The sequence below is a fragment of the Pseudomonas sp. PGPPP1 genome, assembly GCF_002255865.1.
In the GTDB taxonomy this organism is placed as follows: Bacteria; Pseudomonadota; Gammaproteobacteria; order Pseudomonadales; family Pseudomonadaceae; genus Aquipseudomonas; species Aquipseudomonas cremoris.
The window spans coordinates 150,608-176,351 of sequence record NZ_NKIG01000003.1; the positions used below are offsets into that span (position 1 = coordinate 150,608).

The 25,744-nt window shown below is 61.6% G+C and carries 25 protein-coding genes; 9 read left to right on the top strand and 16 right to left on the bottom strand.

Annotated features, from left to right (window positions below; all coding sequences use genetic code 11):
• Positions 1-237: 237 nt before the first annotated feature.
• Entirely contained in the window at positions 238-1,614 is a 1,377-nt protein-coding gene (locus CFE47_RS07085; RefSeq protein WP_185709204.1) for an L-serine ammonia-lyase, read from the top strand.
• A 505-nt stretch (positions 1,615-2,119) separates the two neighbouring features.
• Complete coding sequence (gbdR, locus tag CFE47_RS07090) at positions 2,120-3,223, top strand: choline metabolism transcriptional regulator GbdR (RefSeq protein WP_003216915.1); 1,104 nt, start codon at positions 2,120-2,122, stop codon at positions 3,221-3,223.
• 96 nt (positions 3,224-3,319) lie between these two features.
• On the opposite strand, the gene CFE47_RS07095 is transcribed toward gbdR, so the two are convergent.
• The 5 genes from CFE47_RS07095 to CFE47_RS07115 all read right to left on the bottom strand — a co-directional run bounded on the left by CFE47_RS07095 (position 3,320) and on the right by CFE47_RS07115 (position 7,417).
• Positions 3,320-3,583, bottom strand: coding sequence for a hypothetical protein (locus CFE47_RS07095; protein WP_105697784.1), 264 nt, complete (start codon positions 3,581-3,583; stop codon positions 3,320-3,322).
• A gap of 225 nt (positions 3,584-3,808) precedes the next feature.
• Positions 3,809-4,294, bottom strand: a complete 486-nt coding sequence (locus CFE47_RS07100; RefSeq protein WP_286836072.1) for a thioesterase family protein — start codon at positions 4,292-4,294, stop codon at positions 3,809-3,811.
• Positions 4,295-4,400: 106 nt separating this feature from the next.
• Positions 4,401-5,366: an L-carnitine dehydrogenase gene (locus tag CFE47_RS07105; protein ID WP_286836073.1), complete on the bottom strand. Its 966-nt coding sequence runs from the start codon at positions 5,364-5,366 to the stop codon at positions 4,401-4,403.
• Positions 5,367-5,507: 141 nt separating this feature from the next.
• Positions 5,508-6,395, bottom strand: coding sequence for a 3-dehydrocarnitine:acetyl-CoA trimethylamine transferase CdhC (gene cdhC / locus CFE47_RS07110; protein ID WP_286836074.1), 888 nt, complete (start codon positions 6,393-6,395; stop codon positions 5,508-5,510).
• A gap of 77 nt (positions 6,396-6,472) precedes the next feature.
• Positions 6,473-7,417, bottom strand: coding sequence for a choline ABC transporter substrate-binding protein (locus tag CFE47_RS07115; protein ID WP_286836075.1), 945 nt, complete (start codon positions 7,415-7,417; stop codon positions 6,473-6,475).
• A 193-nt stretch (positions 7,418-7,610) separates the two neighbouring features.
• Between CFE47_RS07115 and CFE47_RS07120 the strand changes: the two genes are divergently transcribed.
• Positions 7,611-8,555 carry a GlxA family transcriptional regulator gene (locus CFE47_RS07120; RefSeq protein WP_286836076.1) on the top strand — a complete coding sequence of 315 codons (945 nt, stop codon included), beginning with the start codon at positions 7,611-7,613 and terminating at the stop codon, positions 8,553-8,555.
• Between the two features lie 138 nt (positions 8,556-8,693).
• Here the strand turns inward: CFE47_RS07120 and CFE47_RS07125 are convergent, their stop codons facing one another.
• Both CFE47_RS07125 and CFE47_RS07130 read right to left on the bottom strand, forming a co-directional pair.
• Complete coding sequence (locus tag CFE47_RS07125; protein WP_286836077.1) at positions 8,694-9,110, bottom strand: DUF3010 family protein; 417 nt, start codon at positions 9,108-9,110, stop codon at positions 8,694-8,696.
• Positions 9,111-9,151: 41 nt separating this feature from the next.
• Positions 9,152-9,553 (bottom strand): lysozyme inhibitor LprI family protein, encoded by a 402-nt coding sequence (locus tag CFE47_RS07130; RefSeq protein WP_286836078.1) that lies wholly within the window; start codon positions 9,551-9,553, stop codon positions 9,152-9,154.
• A gap of 218 nt (positions 9,554-9,771) precedes the next feature.
• Here CFE47_RS07130 and CFE47_RS07135 point away from each other — a divergent pair, with 218 nt between their 5' ends.
• From CFE47_RS07135 to etfB, 6 genes are all read left to right on the top strand, one after another.
• Entirely contained in the window at positions 9,772-10,749 is a 978-nt protein-coding gene (locus CFE47_RS07135; protein WP_053258385.1) for a dipeptidase, read from the top strand.
• A gap of 55 nt (positions 10,750-10,804) precedes the next feature.
• A complete protein-coding gene (locus CFE47_RS07140; protein ID WP_038848876.1) occupies positions 10,805-11,335 on the top strand; it encodes a DUF5943 domain-containing protein in 531 nt (176 codons plus the stop codon).
• A gap of 15 nt (positions 11,336-11,350) precedes the next feature.
• Complete coding sequence (gene dgcA / locus CFE47_RS07145; RefSeq protein WP_185709213.1) at positions 11,351-13,411, top strand: dimethylglycine demethylation protein DgcA; 2,061 nt, start codon at positions 11,351-11,353, stop codon at positions 13,409-13,411.
• A gap of 230 nt (positions 13,412-13,641) precedes the next feature.
• On the top strand, positions 13,642-15,585 hold the full coding sequence (gene dgcB, locus CFE47_RS07150) for a dimethylglycine demethylation protein DgcB (protein ID WP_286836079.1): 1,944 nt from the start codon (positions 13,642-13,644) through the stop codon (positions 15,583-15,585).
• Positions 15,585-16,805, top strand: a complete 1,221-nt coding sequence (etfA, locus tag CFE47_RS07155) for an electron transfer flavoprotein subunit alpha (protein ID WP_286836080.1) — start codon at positions 15,585-15,587, stop codon at positions 16,803-16,805. The genes dgcB and etfA overlap by 1 nt, the downstream gene beginning before the upstream one ends.
• Before the next feature lie 10 nt (positions 16,806-16,815).
• On the top strand, positions 16,816-17,586 hold the full coding sequence (gene etfB, locus CFE47_RS07160; protein ID WP_286836081.1) for an electron transfer flavoprotein subunit beta: 771 nt from the start codon (positions 16,816-16,818) through the stop codon (positions 17,584-17,586).
• Between the two features lie 124 nt (positions 17,587-17,710).
• On the opposite strand, the gene CFE47_RS07165 is transcribed toward etfB, so the two are convergent.
• The 9 genes from CFE47_RS07165 to gspG are packed head-to-tail and all read right to left on the bottom strand — an operon-like array spanning position 17,711 to position 25,661.
• Entirely contained in the window at positions 17,711-19,636 is a 1,926-nt protein-coding gene (locus CFE47_RS07165; protein ID WP_286836082.1) for a secretin GspD/PilQ domain-containing protein, read from the bottom strand.
• An 18-nt stretch (positions 19,637-19,654) separates the two neighbouring features.
• Complete coding sequence (locus CFE47_RS07170) at positions 19,655-20,140, bottom strand: hypothetical protein (protein ID WP_286836083.1); 486 nt, start codon at positions 20,138-20,140, stop codon at positions 19,655-19,657.
• Positions 20,137-20,673: a hypothetical protein gene (locus tag CFE47_RS07175; RefSeq protein ID WP_286836084.1), complete on the bottom strand. Its 537-nt coding sequence runs from the start codon at positions 20,671-20,673 to the stop codon at positions 20,137-20,139. Before CFE47_RS07175 ends, CFE47_RS07170 begins: the two co-directional genes overlap by 4 nt.
• 7 nt (positions 20,674-20,680) lie before the next feature.
• Complete coding sequence (locus tag CFE47_RS07180) at positions 20,681-21,235, bottom strand: hypothetical protein (RefSeq protein ID WP_286836085.1); 555 nt, start codon at positions 21,233-21,235, stop codon at positions 20,681-20,683.
• Positions 21,232-21,957, bottom strand: a complete 726-nt coding sequence (locus CFE47_RS07185; protein WP_286836086.1) for a hypothetical protein — start codon at positions 21,955-21,957, stop codon at positions 21,232-21,234. The genes CFE47_RS07180 and CFE47_RS07185 overlap by 4 nt, the downstream gene beginning before the upstream one ends.
• Complete coding sequence (locus CFE47_RS07190; protein ID WP_286836087.1) at positions 21,938-23,578, bottom strand: GspE/PulE family protein; 1,641 nt, start codon at positions 23,576-23,578, stop codon at positions 21,938-21,940. Before CFE47_RS07190 ends, CFE47_RS07185 begins: the two co-directional genes overlap by 20 nt.
• Before the next feature lie 4 nt (positions 23,579-23,582).
• Entirely contained in the window at positions 23,583-24,767 is a 1,185-nt protein-coding gene (locus CFE47_RS07195; protein WP_286836088.1) for a type II secretion system F family protein, read from the bottom strand.
• Positions 24,764-25,228, bottom strand: a complete 465-nt coding sequence (locus CFE47_RS07200) for a transglycosylase SLT domain-containing protein (protein ID WP_286836089.1) — start codon at positions 25,226-25,228, stop codon at positions 24,764-24,766. The genes CFE47_RS07195 and CFE47_RS07200 overlap by 4 nt, the downstream gene beginning before the upstream one ends.
• A 1-nt stretch (position 25,229) precedes the next feature.
• Positions 25,230-25,661: a type II secretion system major pseudopilin GspG gene (gene gspG, locus CFE47_RS07205; RefSeq protein WP_286836090.1), complete on the bottom strand. Its 432-nt coding sequence runs from the start codon at positions 25,659-25,661 to the stop codon at positions 25,230-25,232.
• Between the last annotated feature and the right edge of the window lie 83 nt (positions 25,662-25,744).

Sequence of the window (25,744 nt, forward strand, 5' to 3'; positions counted from 1 at the left end):
CAGTGTCGGTGACGTCGCTTACAGATTTTTCCAAAGGCAAAACTGCAGTTTTTACCCATCTGCACCGCTAAAAACGGCCAAAACGCCCGTTCGTACGGCAGCGGCGTTAGTGAGCATGGTTGCGTCGGTGTGAGACGCCGTGATGGCTGATAAAAGGCTGATGATGCCGCCATCTGGGCGATCTGAGCGTAGCACCTCGTTCAAGCCTGGCCGTGCTTATCGAGGAGTTCTACCGCAATGGCTATCAGCGTTTTCGACCTGTTCAAGATCGGCATCGGGCCTTCGAGTTCTCACACCGTCGGCCCCATGCGCGCCGCGGCGTTGTTCGTTCAAGGTTTACGTGAGCGTGAGTTGTTGGAACAAGTGCGGCGCGTCGAAGTTCAGCTTTACGGCTCGCTGTCGGCCACCGGCATCGGTCACGGCAGCGACACTGCGACCATCATGGGCCTGATGGGCGAGTGGCCGGACGCAATCGATCCGTCACAAATCGGCCTGCGTATTCACACGCTGCGCGAGACCGACACATTGCTGTTGGATGGGCGTTTGCCGGTGCCGTTTGTATGGGCACGGGACATGCGTCTGCTCGACGAAAACCTGCCGTTTCACCCCAATGCGATGACCCTGGTGGTGTTCGACGATAACGGCGAACTGCACCGCGACACCTACTATTCGGTGGGCGGTGGTTTTGTGGTGGATGAAGCCCAGGCGCAAAGCGGCGTGGCCGATATGGACCGCACCGTATTGCCCTATGATTTTTCCAGCGCGGTAGAGCTGCTGCAGTTGTGCAAGACCCACAACCTGCGCGTCGCCGAGTTGATGCTGGCCAATGAAAAGGTCTGGCGCAGCGAAGAGGAAATCCGCAGCGGCCTGATGAAGCTTTGGCACGCCATGCAAGACTGCGTGGAACAGGGCCTCAAGCACGAAGGCATCCTGCCCGGCGGCCTGAATGTAAGGCGCCGCGCCGCCAAGTTGCATCGCAGCTTGCAGGAACTGAACAAACCCAATGTGATCGGCTCGACCTTGAGCGCCATGGAATGGGTCAACCTGTTCGCCCTGGCGGTCAACGAAGAAAACGCCGCGGGTGGGCGCATGGTCACAGCGCCTACCAACGGTGCTGCGGGGATTATTCCGGCGGTGCTGCATTACTTCATGAAGTTCAGCGAAGAAGTCACCGAAGCCAATGTCGTCGACTACCTGCTCGGCGCAGCAGCGGTGGGCATCCTGTGCAAGAAGAACGCCTCTATCTCCGGTGCCGAAGTCGGCTGCCAGGGTGAAGTGGGTTCGGCCTGCGCCATGGCCGCTGCCGGCTTGGCCGAGATCCTTGGCGCCACGCCGGAACAACTGTGCAATGCCGCCGAGATCGGCTTGGAGCATAACCTGGGTCTCACCTGCGACCCGGTGGGCGGGTTGGTGCAAGTGCCGTGCATCGAGCGCAACGCGATTGCGGCGGTGAAGGCGATCAACGCGGCGCAGATGGCGCTACGCGGTGATGGTCAGCATTTCATCTCCCTGGACCGGGTAATCCGCACCATGCGCGATACCGGCGCGGATATGCACGACAAGTACAAAGAGACATCGCGGGGTGGGTTGGCGGTTAGCGCCGTTGAGTGTTGAGTCAGTGACACTGCCATCGCAGGCAAGCCAGCTCCCACAGGGGAAAGCATTCCAACTGTGGGAGCTGGCTTGCCTGCGATAGCAATGGTCCAGACAACACTGCTCATAAAGTGAACACCCCAACCCAAACGCGCCACCTTTTGGCGCGTCGCAAATAGATAAGTAGCTTGCGAACGATTTCCCGCCCAACCACCCGTCACCTGTGCCAGCGGTGACAGACTTCTCCTACGCCCCCAAAGCGCCTTCCCACAAGTGCTACCGATCTGCTCACACCCCTTGAGTGGGGCTGTTCCTACGTCCATTTCCAGGCATATCCCGTACTTCCCGCGCGGGCTTATATAGACGCGTCATAAGGTCGTTTTTAGGAGTTATTGGACGGCCATTCAATTTTAGGCATGGCATTTGCTCTATCAATTTCAAAGCCTCTCGCCTTGCTGGGATGAAGAGCGCAATAACAAGAGCCTCGCCTGAGGCCATCACCCGCTTTGTGTGAGGAGATACCGCGATGACGTCGTTCAACTCCGGGGCCCAACCCCAGAACCGTGCGCCTCAATCCATCGGCTTTTTGCTGCTGGACAATTTCACGCTGATTTCCCTGGCCTCCGCAGTCGAACCGCTGCGCATGGCCAATCAGCTGTCCGGCCGCGAGTTGTATCGCTGGACAACCCTGAGTGTCGACGGCAACCAGGTGTGGGCCAGCGACGGTCTGCAAATCACCCCCGATGCCTCCATGCACAAAGCCCCGGCCCTGGACACCGTGATCGTCTGCGGTGGCGTGGGTATCCAACGGACTGTGACCCGTGAGCATGTGTCGTGGCTGCAAAGCCAGGCGCGTCAATCCCGCCGTTTGGGCGCTGTGTGCACCGGCAGTTGGGCCCTGGCCTGCGCCGGTTTGCTGGACGGCTTTGATTGCAGCGTGCACTGGGAATGCCTGGCGTCGATGCAGGAAGCCTTCCCGCGCGTGGCCATGAGCACCCGCCTGTTTACCCTTGACCGTAACCGTTTCACCAGCTCCGGTGGCACCGCGCCGCTGGACATGATGCTGCACCTGATCAGCCGCGATCACGGGCGTGAACTGTCGGCGGCGATCTCCGAGATGTTCGTGTACGAACGCATCCGCAACGAACAGGATCACCAGCGTGTGCCGCTCAAGCACATGCTCGGCACCAACCAGCCGAAGCTGCAGGAAATCGTCGCGCTGATGGAGGCCAATCTGGAAGAGCCGATCGACCTGGACGAACTGGCGGTGTACGTCGCCGTGTCGCGTCGCCAACTGGAGCGGTTGTTCCAGAAATACCTGCACTGCTCGCCGTCGCGCTACTACCTCAAGCTGCGCCTGATCCGTGCACGGCAGTTGCTCAAGCAAACGCCGATGTCGATCATTGAAGTGGCGTCGGTGTGCGGGTTTGTGTCCACGCCGCACTTCTCCAAGTGCTACCGCGAATACTTCGGCATTCCGCCGCGCGATGAGCGTGTGGGCTCCAATACCACGCAGCAGGTGGCGATGATGCCGATTCCGCAGGCACTGGTGTTGTCACCGTTGTCGGGGCCGTTGTCGGCGTTGAGCCAGGCGCGCAATGAGTCGACATTTGCCAGTGTAAGGCTGTAGACCGAGTGGCCCTCATCGCAGGCAAGCCAGCTCCCACAATTGGCCGGTGTTCACCCATCAAAATGTGGGAGCTGGCTTGCCTGCGATAGTGGTCTATCAGGCCCCAGAGTTCTGCTTGAACTGCACCAAAGCCGGCAACAACTGCTTGTCGATCGCCTGACGCACAGCCGGCAAAATCGTCGCGCTACCGGTGTACATCTGTTCAACCATGCCCTTGAGCGCCTTGGCCCGCGCCGCGCTCAAACCGCGTACAGCGCACTCGCAAGCCTGCTCGGCGGTGGCACCGCTGGACACCTCGAAACCCAGCGAGCGCAGTTGGCTCAGCAGGTCATCCTGGTCAATCAAATCCGCATGCATCATGACGTTTATCCTGGTGAAGGGAGCGGGGTTTGACTGGGATTCTGGTAGCCACTCAACGGGTCGGCAAGGGCAGATTGCGTGGATGCCTCAGATGGCTATGAGCATGTCGTTTTCGGGCCATTTACCGACGGCGGTAATGGGCACACTGAAGCCTAAGCAAGCAACTTGAAGGTTTGGTCACCCTCGGGATGTCAGGCTCACACAAAGCACTCTGCCCCGATCCTGTCACGGCTTGATCGGGGCTTTTTTTATGCCGATGACGCGGCCGAGCAGGGCAGGGCGCGGCAGGTCGGTTTGCTCGGCAGTGATGGCGGTGAGGCGTTGCAGGGTCGCCTCGGTGAACGGGGCTGCTTGCGGGCCAGCGAGATCAACGTGCAACAGCATTTGCTCATTGCCCGCCAGCTCCTTTTCATCGCCCACCAGATGCAGGCTGTGGTAGAGGTGCAGGCGCTTGGCGTCATGGTCGATCAGTTGAGTGCGCACCTCGACTTCGGCACCCAGTTTTACCTCGTGCAGGTAATTCAGGTGCAGCTCCAGGGTGAACAGTGAATGGCCGCTGGCTTCGCGGTTCTCACTGTCGAGGCCGAGGGTGTCCATCAAGGCGTCGGTGGCGTAGCTGAAGATCAGCAGGTAGAACGCATCGCGCAGGTGGCCGTTGTAGTCCACCCAGTCGGGTTGGATGGCTGTGGTGTAGGTCGTCAGTGCAGGCATGGTCAGTACTCGGTTAAAAATGTGGAAGCTGGCTTGCCTGCGTTAGAGGTAGTGCATCTTGCATCGCTATCGCAGGCAAGCCAGCTCCCACAGGGATCAACAGCGGTTATTCAGCGAAGGCCATACCGTGTTTTGCCTTGGTGGTCTTCACCGCCTCCAGCACCGCCAGCAGGCAATCATCACGATAGCGCTCCAGCGCCGAAATGCTGTGTGTGCCCAGTTGATCGCTGGTGCCATCGACCACATCGTCAATCAGCTTGTCAGTCAGCTCCGGTGCCGGCAGGTAGGTCCACGGCAGCTGCAACGCCGGGCCAAATTGCGCCATGAAGTGCCGCATGCCCGCATCCCCACCCGCCAGGGTGTAGGTCAGGAATGTGCCCATGAACGACCAGCGCAGGCCTGCGCCAAAGCGGATGGCGTCGTCAATTTCACCGGTGGTTGCCACGCCGTCGTTCACCAGGTGCAGCGCCTCACGCCACAGCGCTTCCAGCAGGCGGTCGGCAATAAAACCAGGGACTTCCTTGCGTACATGCAACGGGCGCATGCCAAGGGATTCATACACCTTGATTGCTGCCTGAATGGCTTCTGGCGCGGTGTTCTTGCCGCCCACGACTTCCACCAATGGCAGCAGGTAAACCGGGTTGAACGGGTGGCCGACCACGCAGCGCTCAGGGTGGGTCGAGCCCTCGTAGAACTCACTCGGCAACAGGCCCGAGGTGCTCGAGCCAATCAACGCATTCGGCTTGGCCGCTGCGCTGATCTTGCTGTGCAGTTCCAGTTTCAACTCCAGGCGTTCCGGAGCGCTTTCCTGGATGAAATCCGCGTCTTTCACGCACTCTTCAATGGTGGCGACAAAGCGCAGGCGGTCCTGGGAGGCACCGGGTGCCAGGCCTTGTTTTTCCAGCGCGCCCCAGGCGTTGGCGACGCGTTTGCGCAGGGCAGCTTCAGCACCGGGCGCGGGGTCCCAGGCGACGACATCCAGGCCGTGGGCCAAGGCGCGGGATACCCAGCCGCTGCCGATGACACCGCTGCCCAGGGCGGCGAAGGTTTTGATTTCGGTGATAAAGCTCATGGCGACATTCCTAAGGGGTTCAGTGATTCAATGTGGAAGCCAATCTAAATGTGGGAGCTGGCTTGCCTGCGATAGCGGTGTACCAGTGATGTATTCAGTGGCGGGTGTACCGCAATCGCGGGCAAGCCCGCTCCCACATGTTTATCCGCGTTTAGTCAGGCCCATCTTGATGCGCCCCTCAGCCGGGGTCATGACCCGTGCACCCAAGCGGCTGAGGATTTCACTGGCGCGTTCCACCAACTGCCCGTTGGTTGCCAGCACGCCCTTGTCCAGCCACAAGTTATCTTCCAGCCCCACCCGCACGTTGCCGCCCAGCAGCACTGCTTGCGCCGCCATTGGCATTTGCATGCGGCCGATGCCGAACCCGGCCCACACGGCGTCGGCTGGCAGGTTGTCGACCATGGCTTTCATGGTGGTGGTGTCGGCCGGTGCGCCCCATGGGATGCCCAGGCACAGTTGGAACAGCGGGTCGTCCAGCAGGCCTTCCTTGATCATCTGCTTGGCAAACCACAGGTGGCCGGTGTCGAAGATCTCCAGCTCGGCTTTCACGCCCAGCTCCTGGATGCGCTTGGCGCCAGCACGCAGTTGGGCCGGGGTGGACACGTAAATGGTGTCGCCATCACCGAAGTTCAGAGTGCCGCAATCCAGCGTGCAGATTTCCGGCAGTAATTCTTCGACGTGAGCCAGGCGGGTCAGCGGGCCGACCAAGTCGGTGTTGGGGCCGAACTCCATTGGGTTTTCGCCGCCACCGATCTCCAGGTCGCCGCCCATGCCGGCGGTGAGGTTGACGATGATGTCGATGTCGGCTTCGCGAATGCGCTCCATCACTTCGCGGTACAGCGCGACGTCACGGCTGAACTTGCCGGTTTGCGGGTCGCGTACATGGCAGTGCACAACGGTGGCGCCGGCGTTGGCGGCTTCTACCGCAGCGGCGGCGATTTGTTTGGGAGTGACCGGCACGTGTGGGCTTCGGCTGGTCGTGTCGCCAGCACCGGTGAGTGCGCAGGTGATGATGACGTCGTGGTTCATGAGGCGGTTCCTTACAGGCGGGCGTAGGGGTGCCGTTCGCAGCCAGGAGCGACTGCGAAACGGTGGTTCGAATCAGGTTATTTGCTGGTCAGTTGCAGGTTGGCCGCAGCCGGTTTGCCGTCGAAGGTGGTCACGCCTTCCAGCCAGCGCTGCTGGTCTTGTGGGTGATCCTTGAGCCACTGCTTGGCGGACTCGATAGCGTCCTTGTGATCCAGCAGCGGCTGCATCATCCGGCTCTCATCGGCGGCGGTGAAGGTCAGGTTGGTCAGCAGTTTGTGCACGTTAGGGCACTGCTCGGCGTAGTTCGGCGCGGTCACGCTCCACACGGTGGCCATGCCTTCGTTCGGGCCCAGGGCGTCGTCGCTGCCGGTGAGGTAGGTCATGGCGACGTTGACGTTCATCGGGTGCGGCGCCCAGCCGAAGAACACCACGGCTTCCTTGCGGCGCACGGCTCGGTCAACGGCGGCCAGCATGCCGGCTTCGCTGGACTCGACCAGCTGGAACTTGCCCAGGCCGAACTGGTTCTTGGCGATCATCGCCTTGATCTGGGTATTGGCGCCCGAGCCCGGCTCGATGCCATAGATCTTGCCGCCCAGCTCTTTTTCGAACTTGGCGATATCGGCGAAGGTTTTCAGGCCCTTGTCCGCCAGGTAAGTCGGCACGGCGAGGGTGGCGCGCGCGTCTTCCAGGCTCGGTTTGTCGAGGACCTTGACTTGCTTGGCATCGACAAACGGGGTGATGGTCTGGGTCATCAGCGGGTTCCAGTAGCCGAGGAACAAGTCCAGGCGCTGGTCGCGGATGCCGGCGAAGATGATTTGCTGGGACGCGCTAGTCTGTTTGGTCTTATAGCCGAGGCCGTCGAGCAACACTTGGGTCATGGCGCTGGTGGCGATCACGTCGGTCCAGTTCACCACGCCCATGCGCACGTTCTGGCAAGACGCCGCGTCGGCGGCCAGTACGTTTGTGCTCAAAATGGCGCTGGCGCTGAGTGCGAGCACACAGCGGCTGATCAGTCGGTTCATGGTGGTTCCCTCGGCAGGTCGTTATTGTGGTTTCCGGCGTCTTTGTGCACCGTGGCCCCACGTTACGCAGCTTGGAGGGTGACAAAACGCACGGCGGCGACCCGCTTTTGCACTGCAGCGACCTGCCCCCTTGAATCCACCCGAGAACGGGAGTATCACAGTGCCACGCTGCCCGCCTGACGAGAGCGCCACCATGTCCCAGGATTTCTATTTTTTGCTGATGCCGGGCTTCTCGGCCATTGGCTTTATCTCCGCCCTTGAGCCGCTGCGGGTGGCCAACCGCTTTCGTGGCGAGTTGTACCGCTGGCATGTGCTGAGTGCCGATGGCGGCGCGGTATTGGCGAGCAATGGCATGTCGGTCAACGCCGATGCGGCGTTGGAACCGCTGAAAAAGGGCGCGACATTATTGGTGGTCGCAGGCTTTGAGCCTTTGCAGTTCGCCACGCCGGCGCTGGAACACTGGCTGCGCCGCCTTGATCACGACGGCGTCACCCTCGGCGCCATCGACACCGGCGCCTGCGTCCTTGCCGAAGCCGGATTGCTCGATGGCCACAGGCTTACCCTGCATTGGGAAGCCATCGATGCGTTCAAGGAGTCCTATCCGCACCTCACGGTGACCCAGGAACTCTTCGAGATTGACCGCCGCCGCATCACCTGCGCCGGCGGCACCGCCTCCATCGACCTGATGCTCGACCTGATCGCCCAGGCCCACGGCCCTGAGCTTGCGATCCAGGTTTCCGAACAATTCGTACTCGGCCGCATCCGCCCACGCAAAGACCACCAGCGCATGCAGATCGCCACGCGCTACGGCATCAACAACAAAAAATTGGTGCAAGTGATCGGCGAAATGGAACAACACACCGAGCCGCCCCTGACCACCCTGGCCCTGGCCGAAGCGATCAAAGTCACGCGCCGCCAGTTGGAACGCTTGTTTCGCCTGCACCTGAACGACACCCCGAGCAACTTCTACCTCGGCCTGCGCCTGGAAAAAGCCCGACAGTTGTTGCGCCAGAGCGACCTGAGCGTGCTGGAGGTGAGCATTGCCTGCGGGTTTGAGTCGCCGTCGTATTTCACCCGCAGTTACCGGGCGAGATTTGCGAAGTGTCCGCGGGAGGACCGGCGACGGGAGGTGGTTTGAACCCGCATTTCGAGAGCGACACAGATCAAATGTGGGAGCTGGCTTGCCTGCGATAGCGGTGTGTCAGGCACCGAATATGTTGGCTGAAAGAATGCTATCGCAGGCAAGCCAGCTCCCACACTGGATACTCGGTGTGGCTTATTTTTTTAGCAGGGCCGAGCATGCCGCTTTGTAAGCCTCATGCTGATACTTGTTCAGTGTCGCCGGCAGCTCAAAGTTGTGCTTCTTGTTCTGCGCATTGATCGTCTGCGGCGACAGCAGCGTCACCTCCACACCGTCGAGCAACTGAAACACGCCTTCAATCTTGAACGTGGTTGGGCCGCCGGCGAACTCGCCCTTTTTGCTGCGTTTCTTGATGGCGATGCGTTCGATGGCGTTGGCTTGCACAAACGCCTTCACCTGGGCGGCAAAGGCTTTGACGTTGGCTGCTTCATCGTCATCGTCCAGGGCGATTTTCTTGGTGACCAGGGCGACGTGGCTCAGCGCCTGGTTGTCCAGGGAGGCGACAGCGATGATGGCTTCGCTGCCTTTGATTTCGATGCCGCAAATAGTCATGAATGGCCTTGGTTCAGAAAGAAAGTGGCGTGGATTGTCGCTTATTCCTGGCCAATCGACTCCAAAAACTCCGACCGCTCATCACTCATCCGCGCCAGGCAGTCATTCTGCGCAATCGCATACGCCTTGGTGCCATTCACCGCTGGGAAGGTGTCTACGGCGCAGTCGGCGTCGCGCAATTTTTCCCATTTCTGCTGGGCATCCTTCAGACGAGCGGTAATGTCGGCGAGCTTGGTCTTGTCGCTGCCGTAGGTCGAGGCCGTGCGTTCCAGCAGGCCTTGATAGTTATCTTTGAGCAGTTGCTCGGCGGTGGTTCTGTTGTAAGTGGCGCATTCCAGGGTTTGCTTGTCGTTTTCAATGCCATCGCACGGCGTGCTGTCGGTGTCTTCGGCCGCGTGCGCGGTGGTTGCGATGAGTGCCAAAGCCAGGAAAATCGATTTCATTGCGCCGTCTCATATCAGGTGATGCGGAATTCTGGCTCAAGCGTAAGACAAAGAACAGCCGCGAGTCAGACGTGTCTTGATGCCCTTTGTCGCGGATTGACGCTTTCGGCAATTCCCCTGTCGTTTTTGCACCCGGCTCGGGTTGCCCCTGGGCATATGCTGGCCCCAAAGCGCCGGCAGACGATTCGGCGCATGAATCGCCAATAAGGGGACGCCTGATGAGCCCAGCCGAATTGCACGCCGACAGCATCGTTATCGACGGGCTGATCATTGCCAAGTGGAACCGCGACCTGTTCGAGGACATGCGCAAAGGTGGCCTCACCGCTGCCAACTGCACCGTGTCGGTGTGGGAAGGGTTCCAGGCCACTATCAATAACATCGTGGCCAGCCAGACCCTGATCCGTGAAAACAGCGACCTGGTGATCCCGGTGAAAACCACCGCCGACATCCGCAAAGCCAAGGAACAAGGCAAGACCGGCATCATCTTCGGCTTCCAGAACGCCCATGCGTTTGAGGACCAACTGGGCTACGTCGAGATCTTCAAGCAGCTCGGCGTGGGCGTGGTGCAGATGTGCTACAACACCCAGAACCTGGTCGGTACCGGTTGCTACGAGCGCGACGGCGGCCTGTCGGGTTTTGGCCGTGAGATCGTCGCCGAGATGAACCGCGTTGGCATCATGTGCGACCTGTCCCACGTCGGTTCCAAGACCAGCGAAGAAGTCATCCTCGAATCGAAAAAACCGGTGTGCTACTCCCACTGCCTGCCGTCCGGGCTTAAAGAGCACCCGCGTAACAAATCCGATGAAGAGCTTAAGTTTATTGCGGACCACGGCGGTTTTGTCGGCGTGACCATGTTTGCGCCATTCCTGGCCAAAGGTATCGATTCGACCATCGACGATTACGCCGAAGCCATCGAATACACCATGAACATCGTCGGCGAAGACGCGATCGGCATTGGTACCGACTTTACCCAGGGCCATGGCCAGGATTTCTTCGAAATGCTGACCCATGACAAGGGCTACGCCCGCCGCCTGACCAGCTTCGGCAAGATCATCAACCCACTGGGCATCCGCACCGTGGGCGAGTTCCCCAACCTCACCGAGACCCTGCTCAAGCGCGGCCACAGCGAGCGCGTGGTGCGCAAGATCATGGGCGAGAACTGGGTGAACGTCCTCAAGGACGTCTGGGGCGAATAAGCCACCGCATTACTGCGGACTATCACTACAACAAATTTTCTGGAGTTAAGTTTCCATGGCCAAGATCGCCCCGCAATTACCTATCGAAGTCGACAGCGAGACCGGTGTCTGGACCTCCGACGCCCTGCCGATGCTGTACGTGCCGCGCCATTTCTTCGTCAACAACCACATCGGGATTGAAGAAGTGCTGGGCGCCGACGCCTACGCCGAGATCCTCTACAAGGCCGGCTACAAGTCCGCCTGGCACTGGTGTGAAAAAGAAGCTGAATGCCACGGCCTTGAAGGCGTTGCGGTGTTCGAGCACTACATGAAACGCCTGTCGCAACGCGGCTGGGGCTTGTTCAAGATCCAGGACATCGACCTCGACAAAGGCACCTGCAGCGTCAAGCTGGAGCACTCGGCGTTTGTCTACGTGTACGGCAAGGTCGGGCGCAAAGTGGACTACATGTTCACCGGCTGGTTTGCCGGCGCCATGGACCAGATTCTCGAAGCCCGCGGCAGCAAGATCCGCACCGTCGCCGAACAAGTCTACGGAGGCTCCGAAGAGGGCCACGATGACGGTTTGTTCACCGTCAAGCCGTTGTAAGCCGAGGACCGTGCCATGGCTTTCGAAGCAATGTTTGCGCCGATCCAGATCGGCAAACTGACCATCCGCAACCGCGTGCTCAGTACCGCTCACGCCGAGGTGTATGCCACCGACGGCGGCATGACCACTGAGCGCTATGTTCAGTATTACGAAGAGAAAGCCAAGGGCGGTATCGGCCTGGCAATCTGTGGCGGTTCCTCGGTGGTGGCCATCGACAGCCCGCAGGAATGGTGGAGCTCGGTGAACCTGTCCACCGACCGCATCATCCCGCACTTCCAGAACCTGGCCGACGCCATGCACAAGCATGGCGCCAAGATCATGATCCAGATTACCCACATGGGCCGTCGCTCGCGTTGGGACGGTTTCAACTGGCCAACGCTGATGTCGCCGTCTGGCGTGCGTGAGCCGGTGCACCGTGCTACCTGCAAGACCATCGAGCCGGAAGAGATCTGGCGCGTGATCGGCAACTACGCCCAGGCCGCACGGCGCGCCAAGGCCGGTGGCCTGGACGGCGTGGAGCTGTCCGCCGTGCACCAGCACATGATCGACCAGTTCTGGAGCCCACGGGTCAACAAGCGTACTGACGAATGGGGCGGCACCTTTGAAGGCCGCATGAAGTTCGGCCTGGAAGTATTGAAGGCCGTGCGCGCCGAAGTCGGTGACGATTTCTGCGTAGGCATGCGCCTGTGCGGTGACGAGTTCCACCCGGACGGCCTGTCCCACGAGGACATGAAGCAGATCGCCAAGTACTACGACGACACCGGCATGCTCGATTTCATCGGCGTGGTGGGCTCGGGTTGCGATACCCACAACACCCTGGCCAACGTGATCCCGAACATGAGCTACCCGCCGGAGCCGTTCCTGCACCTGGCGGCGGGCATCAAGGAAGTGGTCAAGGTTCCGGTGCTGCACGCGCAGAACATCAAGGACCCGAACCAGGCCACGCGCATTCTGGAAGGCGGTTATGTGGACATGGTCGGCATGACCCGTGCGCACATCGCCGACCCGCACCTGATCGCCAAGATCAAGATGGGCCAGATCGACCAGATCAAGCAATGCGTCGGCGCCAACTACTGCATCGACCGCCAGTACCAGGGGCTGGATGTGCTGTGCATCCAGAACGCCGCGACCTCCCGTGAATACATGGGCGTGCCGCACATCATCGAAAAATCCACCGGTCCCAAGCGCAAAGTCGTGGTGGTGGGCGCAGGCCCAGCCGGGATGGAGGCAGCACGCGTGGCGGCCGAGCGCGGCCACGACGTGACCCTGTTCGAAAAGAAAGAGTTTATCGGCGGGCAAATCACCACCGCGTCGAAGGCACCGCAACGCGACCAGATCGCCGGGATCACGCGCTGGTTCCAGTTGGAGCTGGCACGCCTGAAAGTCGACCTGCGACTGGGTGTCGCCGCTGACGCCGACACCATCCAGGACCTGCGTCCGGACGTGGTCGTGTTGGCAGTGGGTGGGCATCCGTTCATCGAGCAAAACGAACACTGGGGCGCGGCTGAAGGCCTGGTGGTCAGCAGTTGGGACGTGCTCGACGGCAAGGTAGCGCCGGGCAAGAACGTGCTGGTGTACGACACCATTTGCGAATTCACCGGTATGTCGGTGGCGGATTTCCTGGCGGACAAAGGCAGCCAGGTGGAGATCGTCACCGACGACATCAAGCCCGGCGTGGCCATCGGCGGTACGTCGTTCCCGACTTACTACCGCAGCATGTACCCCAAGGAAGTGATCATGACCGGCGACATGATGCTGGAAAAGGTCTACCGCGAAGGCGACAAGCTGGTGGCGGTGCTGGAGAACGAATACACCGGCGCCAAAGAGGAGCGGGTGGTGGATCAGGTGGTGGTCGAGAACGGCGTGCGTCCTGACGAAGCCATCTACTACGCACTCAAGGAGGGTTCGCGCAACAAGGGCCAGATCGACGTTGAAGCCTTGTTCGCGATCAAGCCGCAACCGTGCCTGAGCGAGGCGGGGGATGGCTACTTGCTGTTCCGCATCGGCGACTGCGTGGCGCAGCGTAATACCCACGCTGCGATCTACGACGCCCTGCGCCTTTGCAAGGATTTCTGACGGCTTGCCTGCATCCCTGTGATGGGAGGTTGTAACTGTAGTGAGCGGGCTTGCCCCGCGCTGGGTGGCGAAGCCACCCCAAACTAGACGCCGCGGGGTTTCAGATAAACCGAGGTACCTGGTTTTAGGGCGGCTTCGCCACCCAGCGCGGGGCAAGCCCGCTCACTACAGACAAGCTCTTTACCACAACATGAACCCGTGCAAGACCCGAGGTCTTTGGGAGCTTCACCATGCTGAACACCCTTCTTCCCATCCTGCTGTTTGCCGCCCTGGGCCTTGCCGTCCTCGGCGCCCTGCGCCGGGTGAACATGTGGCGCCGTGGCCGTGCATCCAAGGTCGACCTGCTGGGCGGCCTGTTGGCCATGCCCAAGCGCTACATGGTCGACTTGCACCACGTGGTCGCCCGCGACAAATACATCGCCAACACCCACGTGGCCACGGCCTTGGGCTTTGTGCTGTCGGCGTTGCTGGCGATCCTGGTACACGGTTTCGGCCTGCATAACCGCATCCTCGGCTATGCCTTGCTGCTGGCTTCGGTGCTGATGTTTGTCGGTGCCACCTTCGTCTACCTGCGCCGTCGTAACCCGCCGGCGCGGCTGTCCAAAGGCCCGTGGATGCGCCTGCCGAAAAGCCTGATGGCGTTTTCGGTGAGCTTCTTCCTGGTGACCTTGCCGGTGGCCGGAATTCTGCCGGAGGACTTCGGCGGCTGGCTGCTGGCTGCATTGCTCAGTGTCGGCGTGTTGTGGGGTGTGTCCGAGATGTTCTTCGGCATGACCTGGGGCGGTCCGATGAAACATGCCTTCGCCGGTGCCCTGCACCTGGCCTGGCACCGCCGCGCCGAACGCTTTGGGGGTGGCCGTTCCACCGGTTTGAAGCCGCTGGATCTCAGCGACAAAACCGCACCGCTGGGCGTAGAAAAACCCAAGGATTTCACCTGGAACCAACTGCTCGGTTTTGACGCCTGCGTGCAATGCGGCAAGTGCGAGGCCGCGTGCCCTGCGTTTGCTGCAGGCCAGCCGCTGAATCCTAAAAAGCTGATCCAGGACATGGTCGTCGGCTTGGCCGGCGGCACTGACGCCAAGTTCGCCGGTAGCCCCTATCCAGGCAAAGCGATTGGCGAACACAGCGGCAATCCGCATCAACCCATCGTCAATGGTTTGGTGGACGCCGAGACCCTATGGTCGTGCACCACCTGCCGCGCCTGTGTCGAAGAATGCCCGATGATGATCGAGCACGTGGACGCCATCGTCGACATGCGCCGCCACCTCACCCTGGAAAAAGGCGCCACCCCGAACAAGGGCGCCGAAGTCCTCGAAAACCTGATCGCCACCGACAACCCTGGCGGCTTCGCACCCGGTGGCCGGTTGAACTGGGCGGCGGATCTGAACCTGCCGTTGCTCAGCGAAAAGGGCAGCTGCGACGTACTGTTCTGGGTCGGCGACGGTGCCTTCGACATGCGCAACCAACGCACCCTGCGTGCGTTCGTCAAAGTGCTCAAGGCTGCCGGTGTCGACTTCGCCGTGCTCGGCCTGGAAGAACGCGACAGCGGTGACGTGGCCCGCCGCCTGGGCGATGAAGCGACATTCCAGTTGCTGGCCTCGCGCAATATCCAGACCCTGGCCAAGTACAGCTTCAAGCGCATCGTCACCTGCGACCCGCACAGTTTCCATGTGCTGAAAAACGAATACGGCGCCTTCAACGGCAACTACCTCGTGCAGCACCACAGCACCTTCATGGCCGAGCTGATCGACGAGGGCGCGCTGAACCTGGGCCAGCACAAGGGCAACAGCGTGACCTATCACGACCCGTGCTACCTGGGCCGCTACAACGGCGAATACGAGGCGCCGCGCCAAGTGCTGCGGGCGCTGGGTATCGAGGTCAAGGAGATGCAACGCTCGGGCTTCCGTTCGCGCTGCTGCGGTGGCGGTGGCGGTGCGCCGATCACTGACATACCCGGCAAGCAACGTATTCCGGACATGCGCATGGAAGACATCCGCGAAACCGGCGCTGAGCTGGTGGCGGTGGGTTGCCCGCAATGTACGGCGATGCTCGAAGGCGTGGTCGAACCGCGCCCGTTGATCAAGGACATCGCCGAACTGGTGGCCGACGCCTTGCTGGAAGACGCCCCGCCGGCCAAAGCCCCGTTGAAACGCGAACCTGCGGAGGTGCACTGATGAGCGACATTATCCGCCGCGACCCACGGGCCGAATGGATCGCCCGCAACCGTCTGCACCCGCTGCACGCGGCGATGCAGCCGGTACAACACAGTTGGATGGGGCCTAACGGCGTCATACGCAAGAACGTACATGGTGTCGGTTTTATCGGCCCCAATGGCATCAAGCGCATCGACCGCAGTGGCGCTCAGCAAGGTGGCGCGGCCAAGCGTACGGCGGCGGTGGAAGTCTTGCTGCCGTTGCATCAGCTTGCAGCCCCTGCGTTCTACATCAACGTGGTGCCGGACATGGTCGGTGGCCGCTTGAGCAGCCACGACCGCGACTTGCTCGGCCTGGCTCGCCAGTTGGCGGGCAGCGACGGTGCGGTGTTGGCGGTGGTGTTTGGCGAACACAAGGAGAGCGCGTTTGCCACCGCTGGCGTCGACCGGCTACTGGTGCTGGACGGCCACGAGTTCGACGGTTATTCACCAGAGCAACGCGTGCAAGGTTTGCGCGCTGTGGATAACCAGTTCAACCCGCGCCACTGGTTGCTGCCGGACAGTCGCAGCGGTGGCGGTGAGCTGGGACGGCGTTTTGCTGCCAGCCTCAAAGAGCGTCCGGCCACGCGTGTCTGGCAAATCAAGGGTGACGAGTGTATCGGTCGCGCTGGCGCGGGCCAGGAAGACTTGGCTCGCCCTCTGCCACGCTTGATCCTGGCCGCCGCCGAATGCGCCGAGCCGGTCAGCGAAACCCGTCACGAAGTGCTGCCCGTGGAGTTGTCCACAGCCCTGGCGCGCAGCTTGCCGCGTATCGAGGATCTCGGTGCGGTGGCGGTAGACCCGGCGGCAATCCCGATGGCCGAAGCGGAATTCATTTTCTCCGGCGGCAACGGCGTGAAGGACTGGGCGTTGTTCCACCAGACCGCCGCCGCCCTCGGCGCCACAGAAGGCGCCTCGCGAGTGGCGGTGGACGACGGCTTCATGGCCCGTGATCGCCAGGTCGGTGCCAGCGGCACCTGGGTCACGGCGCGGGTGTATGTGGCCGTGGGTATTTCCGGGGCGATCCAGCACCTGCAAGGCATCGGTGCCTGCGACAAGGTGGTGGCGATCAACCTGGACCCTGGCTGCGACATGATCAAGCGTGCCGACCTGTCGGTGATCGGCGAAAGCGCCGCGATTCTGCAAGCCTTGATCGCGGCGGTGGAAACCTACCGCAACGGCGCCAAGCGCGATGCGGCCTGAGGATATGACCATGACCACGAATGTCATCAGCCTGGTGTCCATCGGCGCCCACCCAACTTCCGGGCGCCCGCGCCGTGCCGAGCAGGATGCGCGCGCGGTGGAGCTGGGTTTGCAACTGGCTGGGGATAAGTTGCAGGTGCTGCATGCTGGCAACATAAATGAACCGACCCTGCGCAGTTATCTGGGCATGGGTTTGCCGCAACTGCACGTACTGGAACAACCGGCGGGCAGCGATGCGTTGCCGGTACTCGGTGATTATCTGCGCGAAGCCGGCGCCCACGTGGTGCTGACTGGCAGCCAGGCGGAAACCGGCGAAGGTTCGGGCATGTTGCCGTTCTTGCTCGCCGAGCAATTGGGCTGGCCGCTGATCGTCGGGCTGGCGCAGGTGGAGTCCATCGACGGCGGCGTGGCCCATGTGCTGCAAGCGTTGCCGCGTGGTCAACGCCGGCGCTTGAAGGTGCGCTTGCCGTTTCTGGCGACGGTGGACAATGCCGCGCCCAAGCCAAGGCAGAGCGCCTACGGCCCGGCGCAACGCGGTGAGTTGGCGGCGCATGAGGTTGTGATTGAAGAGGATGAGTTGTTCACCGGCGCCGTGCTGCAACCGGCCAAGCCTCGGCCCAAGCGGTTGAAGGTGATCAAGGCCAAGAGCGGCGCGGATCGGATGAAAGCCGCGACGGCCAAGGCCAGCGGTGGCGGTGGGCAAGTGCTCAAGGGTGTGAGCCCGGAGGAGGGGGCGCAGGCGATTCTCAAGTTGTTGGTGGAAGAGGGCGTGGTGCGCTGACTTGAAAACGCCCCGTAGTCCTGTGGGAGCTGGCTTGCCTGCGATAGCGGTGTATCAGCTAAGGCTGTGCAAGCTGACCCTCCGCTTCCGCTATCGCAGGCAAGCCAGCTCCCACACTTGATCTTCATTGTGTCTGGGGTGGCGGCGCGGGCTTAGGCACCAAGTCCGGCAACGGCGGCGGCAGTGGTGCCCAGTTGGCATCCGGCTGCTGCATCGGCGGCGGTATCGCCGGTGTCGGATCACCGCCTAGGGGTTTGAGGATCATTTTCTCGGTGGTGTCCCGCAGGATCATGCCCTCCGTCGAACTCCGCGCCTCGGTACCACTGTGGAACGTGCTGATCTGCGAGATCGGCAGGTCCAGGTTACGTTCGATCCTGGGTGTCAGCAGCAGGATGATCTCGGTTTTCTGTTGGGTATTTTGATTGGTGCCGAACAGCTTATTGCCGAGCCACGGGATCTGGCTCAACCACGGCAAACCCGATCCTTCATCGACGTCTGCGGTGCGGATAAGCCCGGAGACAACCTGGGTTTCATTGTTGCGCGCGGTCAACAGTGTCTTGGTGGAGCGCGAGCCCAATTCAAAGGTGGCGGGTACGTTTTCCGAACCGGGAATTCGCTTGGTGATGTGGCTCATTTCCACATTCAGTTCCAGGTTCACCTCATCGCTCAGGCTGATGTTGGGCTTGACCGTGATCTGTAGCCCTACGTCCTGGTAAGACACCGACGAGGTGGTGATCTGGTTGGCGGTGGTGGTGGTGACCACGGGAATCTTGTCACCGATATTCACTGCGGCCTCTTCACGATTACGCACCCTCACCCTGGGGTTTGCCAAGGTGACCGTGTTGCCACTGCGCTGCAGCATATTGATGCGCGCCGAAGTACTGCCGGCATCCAGCAGAATGTTGTCGCCATTGATGCCGCGCAAGGCGCTGATGGGGGTGCCCGCCAGCCCGGCGGGCACATTCGCCAGGTTGCCCACCGACACACCCACGCTTTCCGGGTACTTGATGCCCAGGTTCAATTCGTCCGTGAGGCTGACTTCCAGCACCTGGATATCAATGGTCACCTCCGACTGCGCGATATCAATGGCCTCGACCATCTTTTCCACCGCACTCAGGGTGTCCAACCCGTCACGCACGATCACCGCATTCAGGCGCTCGTCCACCAGCACCTCCTTAGGCTTGAGCACTTGCTTGATCTCGGCGGCAACGACTTTGGCGTCGCCATGGCTCAGGTAAAAAGTACGCACTGCCAACTCGCGGTATTCACGCTCTTTGTCAGGGCGTTTGGGGTAGATCAGGATCGTGTTGCGGTTGAGGATCTTCTTCTCCAGGCCTTGTGTCGTCAGCAAGAGGTTCAGCGCATCTTCGGCAGTGGTGCGGGTGGCCGTCATGCTCGCCGAAGCACTGGGGTTCACGTCTTTGTCGATGACAAAGTTGACCCCCGACAGGCGCGCGATGGTTTCGAAAATCGTGGTCAGGCTTTGGGCGCTGAACTCCAGGCTCAAGGGTTTGCGCATGGCGTCAGTGAGGTCTGCGCTGAGGTAGTCGGCGCTCACCAGCTCGCGGGTCAGTGCATTGCGAAAGTCCAACGCTTCTCGGTAATTGGGTTTTTGCGCGATGATCTGGCGCACCAGGTTGAGTGCTTCCACCGGGTTGGCGCGTTTCATTTCGTAGGCGCGTGCCAGTTGTGGGCGCAGTTGCTTCATGTCCTGGATGCTTTGGATTTCCTGACGTGCCCCAAGGTTGCTGGGGTCGTATTTGAGGATGGTTTCCAGCGCCTGGATGGCGGCCACGTCGTCGCCGCGCATCAGGGCGGTGCTGGCCTCGCGGCTGTATTGGGCGACCAGCAGTTCCAGTTTGCCGAATTGCGCGCTGCGTAATTGCACGTCGTCGGGGGATTGCTTGGCTTCGGCTTGCAGCACCTCGACCGAGCGCACGATGTCGCCCTTCTGGCGCAATTCATCGCTTTGCTTGATCGCGTTCTGTGTCTGGCAGGCGCCGAGCAACGCCAGCATCAGGCTTAAGGACATCCTCGAACGCTTCGCCATGACGGTGTCCTCTCCCGGTCAGTGAGTGTCCAGGCGCAAGGTGCTGGCATGCTTGAGCGGCATGTAGGTCAGCACCACGGCGGTATCGGTGAGTTTGTCCAAGCGGTAGTGCGCGTCCAGCATCTTGCCGGGAACGATGCGGCCAGGAACCGAGCAACGGTTGCACAAGGTGTATTGAGTGCCGTTGCCGCGCAGCACGACGATTTTCGATTGGTTCTCGAAGCGCCATTGCGCAGTGACGGTGAACGGCAGCGGTGGGGGCCTGGGCGGCGAGTTATCCACCGGTGTCAGCGGCGGTGGTGGGGTCCAGGTTTGGGCGGGGAACAGGTCGATCACCGTGCTCGCCACCGGTCCTGGCGTTGAGACGGGAGCGGGTTCGATGGGTTTGGCGACCCCCGCTACGGGCGCAAGGGGGGGACTGTCCGGCGTGTCCTGCCAGAACAGCCAGCCGCAGACGACCAGGGTCAGCAGCAACAGCAGACGTAAATACAGCGGCAGTTTCATTCCACCACCCCCAGTACGCTGACCTTGAGGTTGATGCTCAGCATGCCGCTGATGATTTCCTTGCGCTCCAGCGTCACGCTCTCGATGCGTACTGCCGGTTCCTGTGCCACGTCGGTCAAGGCTTCACGTAGCAGGACATATGGGCCGGTGAGCGGGATGTCCACGTCCAGCCGTTGCAATCCGGTATCACCGGGTGCGGAATAGGCCAGGGTGGTTTGTTCGATGATGAAGCCGCGTCGGGTAAGGGTGCCCAGCAGTTTCTCCACGCGTGGGGCGAAGTCGTCGGCGCTGGGCATTTTTTCGACCACCGCGGGCTCGGTGACATGCACATTCTGCGGTTGTTCACCGATGCCCGCTTCCAGCTCCTCGCGTCGCAGGGTGTCGGCGGCACCCGCCGGGTGAATCACGCTGATTTCAATCAACAACGCTGCCGCCATCACGCCGAGGGCCAGCAGCCCCCAGAAGCCGAGGTTCTGCTGCCACTGCATCAAGTGCCAGCGCAGGCGTGGCAGGTAGCGCGTGAGGGCTTCCATGGGCGGCTTACCCCGCGCCAATGGCGAGTTTGACCTGAACCGGGTGTTGCGGGTCGTTGGTCTTGCGCGCGCTTTGCTGCAGGTTCACGTGTACGCCAGGCTGGGTCTTGAGCCGCTCGACAAAACGGAACGCATCGCCCAGCGCCTTGGCTTCCAGGTCCAGGTGCAATAACTGCGTCTGGGTGTTGACCTCCACCCGTGTCAGGGCGATCTCCCGGGACCAGGCCTGGGCCACTGAGTCCATCAGCGCGAAGGGCGTCGCCGATTGTTTGGAGAACGCCGCCAGCTGCTGTTTTTGTCGAGGCGAGAGGCGGATGGCGGCCTGGATCAACTGCTCCTGCCGGCGTGTCAGTTGGATAAAGTGCTGTTCCAGTTCATCGGTCTGCAGTTGTTGCTCTTCCATGCGTTGCCAGTGCTGCCAGGTAGTGAACAACAGCCCTGTCGCCAGCAGCCACAGCACCGCCACCAGCGGTCGATGGGGGCTGTTGGCATGTTGGAAATCAATACCGGGCGCGCGTGGGGTGCTCAGGTGTTGGCGGATGGCTGCGAGGTTGAACTTCATGCGGGCAATTCCTCCAGCCATGGATGCAGTGGCCCCAGCCAATCCTCGGTGCGGCGATTGGCGACGATCAGCGTGACAGGGGCCTGCTGTTGCGCGAGCACGTCGGCGGTGAACAGGTTGTCGCTCAATGCGCTGCCGGGATGTGTGGGCAGCACGCATACCTGATGGGGGATGCCCTGTTGCCGGTAGAGGCAACTGAGGCCTTCCGATTCAGGCACCGCCAGCACGCAGTCATCGGGCAATCGCCGCCAGTACTGTTGCGCCACGGCGGTCAGCAGCGGGGTGCAGGTCAGCAGCGGCAGACGGTGCAGCTTGAACAGCTCGCGCAGGTCTTGCAGCAGGTCCTTTGGGGTGGCGACCGCCAAGCGTGGTTGGCCGAACACGCTATTGGCGACCTGTACCTGCCAGCGCTCTGCATCGATGCCGGCCTGTTGATGGAAAGTAGCTTCGGCAAAGTTCTGCCAGTCAGCGTGGCTGTACAGGCCCGTTTGCCACGCCAGCATCAGGTAGTGCACATGGGGAAATCCGAGCAGCACCGTGGCGCGGTCCAAGAAGCGCAAACGGCCACGGGGTGCTTGCTCCAGCAAGGCCGCGCAGGCACTCAATGGCTCACCCGCTTGCTCCGCACGCCACACCCTCGCACCGCGCCAACGTGGGCGTGCCGCCCAGACGGCCCCGCTGCTGTGCAGCCACACCACATGCTCAATAAAGGGAAATGACACGGTGGATCTCCTTGAGCGTGGTGTCGCCTTGTGCGGCGTGGGCCAGGGCAATATCGCGGATGAACACGTGGCCGGCTTCGCGCGCCAGTTCGCGCAAGGTGGACGCCGAGCTGCGGTTGAGCAGGCCTTCCTTGATGCTGTCAGTCACGCTGAGCACTTCGGCCAGGGCCAACCGGCCGCGGTAGCCGGTGTGACGACAGGCTTCGCAGCCTTTACCCACGCGGTAATGACCTTGTTGCAGTTGCGCTTCGGGTACATGGGCAAGGCGGGCAAGTTCCGCGTCTGGCTTGGCATCGACGCCGCAGTCCGGGCAGATCCGCCGTACCAGGCGTTGGGCGACCACGCCGTTGAGGGCCTCGACAAAACTGGCTGGGTCCACGTCCATGTAGGTGAAGCGCTCCAACACACTGAATGCGCTGTTGGCGTGCACCGACGACATCACCAAGTGCCCGGTGAGCGCCGCCTGCACCGCGATGCCTGCGGTTTCGCCGTCGCGGATTTCACCCACCAGGATCGTGTCCGGGTCGTGGCGCAGGATCGAGCGCAGGCCACGGGCGAAGGTCAGGCCCTTCTTGTCATTCACCGGTATTTGCAGCACGCCGGGCAACTCGTATTCCACCGGGTCTTCGATGGTGATGATCTTTTTCTCGCCGGTGTTGGTCTCCGACAAGGCGGCGTACAAGGTGGTGGATTTGCCGCTGCCGGTGGGCCCGGTGACCAGCAACATGCCGTAGGGCTCGTTGGCCAGGATGCGTATTCGCGCGATGGTATCGGCGGCCAGGCCGAGGCTTTCCAGGTTCAGGGATTCGCCCCGTTGCGACTTGTCGAGAATGCGCAGCACCGCATCTTCACCGTGGATGCTGGGCATGATCGACACACGAAAATCCACCTCACGACCCTGGATTTTCATCTTGAAACGCCCGTCCTGGGGCACGCGTCGCTCGCCGATATCCAGCTCCGACAAGACCTTGATGCGCGACAGTGCCTGCTCGGCCATGTCCAGGCCATTGGCCTTGCCCATCTTCTGCAAGACACCGTCGATGCGGTACTTGATCTCCAGGCCTTCGGGGTTGGTCTCGACGTGAATATCACTGGCGCGACTCTGCAATGCATCGAACAGCATGGAGTTGACCAGGCGCACCACTGGGTTGTCGTCGCGGGCGATGCTGCTCAAGGATATTTCCTGGGCGGCTTGGCTGACGCGGGCGCTTGCGTCGTCCTCGCCAAACGGTTGCATGACCCGCTGGCTGGCCTCCGCGAGGGCAAGCTGAGCCTTGACCGCGCCCGGCAGGCTCATGGCCAGGGGCAGTGCGCGCAGGCCGGAAGTGGACTGGATCCAGTGCCGATTGGCCAAGGCAAACGGGTCGCCTAGCACCAGGCAGGTCTGGTCTTGGTAGTCCACGGGCAGCACGTTGTGAATCAGTGCCTGGGGCAGTGACAGCACGTCAAACCGCCAATGGTTTTCCAGCAGATGTTTGGGCTCAATGGCGCGCATGCCCAGTGGCGCGGCGATGGTTGGCAGTTGATCCGGTGCTTTGTCCAGCACCTCCAGCAGGTAGTTGGCCAACGACATCGAGCGCTGTTCTGCCAGTGCTTGCCATTGCCGTGTCTGCTCGCTCATGGCGTTACCCCTGTATGGACCCGGCCAGTTCAAAGATCGGCATGTACAGCATGAACACGATCAGGCCGATCAGGCCGCCCACCACCAGCATCAGTATCGGCTCGAAGACCTTGCTGAACAGCTCGATGGCGCGTTCCAGCGCTTCATCGTGAAACTGCGCAATACGCTCGCACATCGCCGCCAACTCGCCGCTTTGCTCGCCCACGCGCAGCAGGCGCTCGGCGACGGCGGTGGTCAGTTGGTGACGCGCCAGGGACGTGGACAACGGCTGTCCGGCCCTTATGTCGGTCATGGCGTGGCGCAGATCGCCTTGGCGCTCGAGGGGCAGCAGCGCGCCGGACAGCTCCACGGCCGTGACGACCGGCATGCCGCCCATCAACAACATGCCGGCGGTGCGATAAAAACGCGCGAGGATAAACAGCGTGCGTTGAGCGCCCAGGCTGGGAATTTTCCAGAACAGGTTGGCGACCTGGCGCTTGAAGGCGGCGCTGCGAAAGAGCACGACCAGCGTGGCGATTGCTACCGCCATGCCGATCAGCAGCTCGGTGCCTCGCGTGTCTACCAGCGCGCCCCACCACACCATGAAGCGTGCGGTAGCAGGCAGGTCGGCGACCGAGTCGAACACCGAAGCGAAGCGCGGAATCACAAAAAACAGCAGGAACAGCAGGATCAGCGCACCCACGCTCAACACCACCAAGGGGTACATCAGTGCGCCGCTCACGCGTTTTTTCACGGTCTCCAAGTGCGCTTCAAAATGGTGATAACGACGCAGGGCTACGGCCAGTTGGCCGCTGTGCTCCGAGGACGCCACGGTGGCGACCAACAGCTCAGGAAACGTCTGTGGCTTGAGCTGCATCGCCTTGGACAATGAGTTGCCTTCGTACATCGAAGCGAGCAAGTCGCTCATGACTTGGCGGTTGATGCCCGGCGGTGCTTTATCGCGCAGGGTCTCCACGGCTTCTACCAGCACCAGGCCGGCGTCGAGTAACACCACCAATTCCTGGATAAACAGGCCGAGGGCAAATTTTGCGCGACGACTGGGCAATGTTAGTTGGCGTCGGGCCTTGAGCGAGATGACTTGGGCGCCATCGGCTTGCAGTTGTTGGCGAGCCTGAGCCACGTCGAGGGCTTGCAGGCGCAGGGTCTGCAAATGGCCGTCACGGATGATGCGGGCATCGATGTCGATCATGGGGTTTGCCTGGCCAGTTGTTGCCGTTGTTGCAACAACACGCCGTAGTAGCGCCAAACCGCCAACGCATAGCGTGCACGGCGCTCATCGCGGCCGGGTTTGCCCCCGGCGTTATAGGCGCCGACGGCCTGCCAGCCGTAGCCCTTCTCTTGGATGAACCCGGCAAGGATCCACGCACCGACCATCACGCTGGTGCACGGCTGAGCCAGCAGGTGCTGCTCGGTGATGCCGAAGCGTGCCAACGCGGGCAAGTGGCGGCTGTTGATCTGCATCAGGCCGATGTCCTGGGTGCCGTCGCCGTTGATATTGCGTGCGTTGGGGTTGAGGTTGGATTCGACCTTGGCGATCGCATACAGCAGCAGCGGGTCGACGTGGTAGCGGCTGGCCGCCAGTTGCCAACAGTTGGCCTGGGCGGTGCCCGTGAGGCACAGCAGGGTCAGGGCAATCCGCAGGGTGTGCATATCACAGGCCGTACACGATGTCGGCGTAGGTGTTCACACCACCGGCTTTGCCATCGCGGCCCAGCGAGATGATTTCCACATCGTTGGGCGGTGTGCCGGGGTTCTTGTACAGGTACGGGTTGCCCCAGGGGTCTGGTGGCAGCGTCTTCAAATAGGGCCCTTGCCAATTGCCCGCGTTGGCGGGGCGGGTAGTCAGTGCGTTGAGGCCGAGGGTTTCGTCGGGGTAGTTGCCGTTGTCGAGACGGAACTGATTCAAGGCGTCGGCGAGGGACTTCATCTGGCCTTGGGCGGTCTGGACTTTGGCCAGTTCCAGGCGATCGAACATCTTCGGGCCGACGTAGCCGGCGAGGAGGGCGATGATCAGCAGGACGACCAGCAGTTCCAACAGCGTGAAGCCGCGTAGGGGGCTGTGGATAAGCGAACGATTGCGCATGGAGATACCCTGTGGGAGTGCCAAGGTACGGCGGTTGTGTGTAACTCTCCCGGCCCGCGTTTTTTACGCGGGCACCGCCGGTA

Excerpts from the sequence above, each read along its gene's own strand:
- cdhC (WP_286836074.1), bottom strand. The coding sequence starts at position 6,395 with ATGAACCACGACGTCATCATCACCTGCGCACTCACCGGTGCTGGCGAC.
- gbdR (WP_003216915.1), top strand. The coding sequence starts at position 2,120 with ATGACGTCGTTCAACTCCGGGGCCCAACCCCAGAACCGTGCGCCTCAA.
- CFE47_RS07115 (WP_286836075.1), bottom strand. The coding sequence starts at position 7,417 with ATGAACCGACTGATCAGCCGCTGTGTGCTCGCACTCAGCGCCAGCGCC.
- CFE47_RS07095 (WP_105697784.1), bottom strand. The coding sequence starts at position 3,583 with ATGATGCATGCGGATTTGATTGACCAGGATGACCTGCTGAGCCAACTG.
- CFE47_RS07130 (WP_286836078.1), bottom strand. The coding sequence starts at position 9,553 with ATGAAATCGATTTTCCTGGCTTTGGCACTCATCGCAACCACCGCGCAC.
- gspG (WP_286836090.1), bottom strand. The coding sequence starts at position 25,661 with ATGCGCAATCGTTCGCTTATCCACAGCCCCCTACGCGGCTTCACGCTG.
- CFE47_RS07170 (WP_286836083.1), bottom strand. The coding sequence starts at position 20,140 with ATGAAACTGCCGCTGTATTTACGTCTGCTGTTGCTGCTGACCCTGGTC.
- CFE47_RS07165 (WP_286836082.1), bottom strand. The coding sequence starts at position 19,636 with ATGGCGAAGCGTTCGAGGATGTCCTTAAGCCTGATGCTGGCGTTGCTC.
- CFE47_RS07120 (WP_286836076.1), top strand. The coding sequence starts at position 7,611 with ATGTCCCAGGATTTCTATTTTTTGCTGATGCCGGGCTTCTCGGCCATT.
- dgcA (WP_185709213.1), top strand. The coding sequence starts at position 11,351 with ATGGCTTTCGAAGCAATGTTTGCGCCGATCCAGATCGGCAAACTGACC.
- CFE47_RS07085 (WP_185709204.1), top strand. The coding sequence starts at position 238 with ATGGCTATCAGCGTTTTCGACCTGTTCAAGATCGGCATCGGGCCTTCG.
- etfA (WP_286836080.1), top strand. The coding sequence starts at position 15,585 with ATGAGCGACATTATCCGCCGCGACCCACGGGCCGAATGGATCGCCCGC.
- dgcB (WP_286836079.1), top strand. The coding sequence starts at position 13,642 with ATGCTGAACACCCTTCTTCCCATCCTGCTGTTTGCCGCCCTGGGCCTT.
- CFE47_RS07135 (WP_053258385.1), top strand. The coding sequence starts at position 9,772 with ATGAGCCCAGCCGAATTGCACGCCGACAGCATCGTTATCGACGGGCTG.
- etfB (WP_286836081.1), top strand. The coding sequence starts at position 16,816 with ATGACCACGAATGTCATCAGCCTGGTGTCCATCGGCGCCCACCCAACT.
- CFE47_RS07180 (WP_286836085.1), bottom strand. The coding sequence starts at position 21,235 with ATGAAGTTCAACCTCGCAGCCATCCGCCAACACCTGAGCACCCCACGC.
- CFE47_RS07105 (WP_286836073.1), bottom strand. The coding sequence starts at position 5,366 with ATGAGCTTTATCACCGAAATCAAAACCTTCGCCGCCCTGGGCAGCGGT.
- CFE47_RS07175 (WP_286836084.1), bottom strand. The coding sequence starts at position 20,673 with ATGGAAGCCCTCACGCGCTACCTGCCACGCCTGCGCTGGCACTTGATG.
- CFE47_RS07125 (WP_286836077.1), bottom strand. The coding sequence starts at position 9,110 with ATGACTATTTGCGGCATCGAAATCAAAGGCAGCGAAGCCATCATCGCT.
- CFE47_RS07200 (WP_286836089.1), bottom strand. The coding sequence starts at position 25,228 with ATGCACACCCTGCGGATTGCCCTGACCCTGCTGTGCCTCACGGGCACC.
- CFE47_RS07140 (WP_038848876.1), top strand. The coding sequence starts at position 10,805 with ATGGCCAAGATCGCCCCGCAATTACCTATCGAAGTCGACAGCGAGACC.
- CFE47_RS07100 (WP_286836072.1), bottom strand. The coding sequence starts at position 4,294 with ATGCCTGCACTGACGACCTACACCACAGCCATCCAACCCGACTGGGTG.
- CFE47_RS07190 (WP_286836087.1), bottom strand. The coding sequence starts at position 23,578 with ATGAGCGAGCAGACACGGCAATGGCAAGCACTGGCAGAACAGCGCTCG.
- CFE47_RS07195 (WP_286836088.1), bottom strand. The coding sequence starts at position 24,767 with ATGATCGACATCGATGCCCGCATCATCCGTGACGGCCATTTGCAGACC.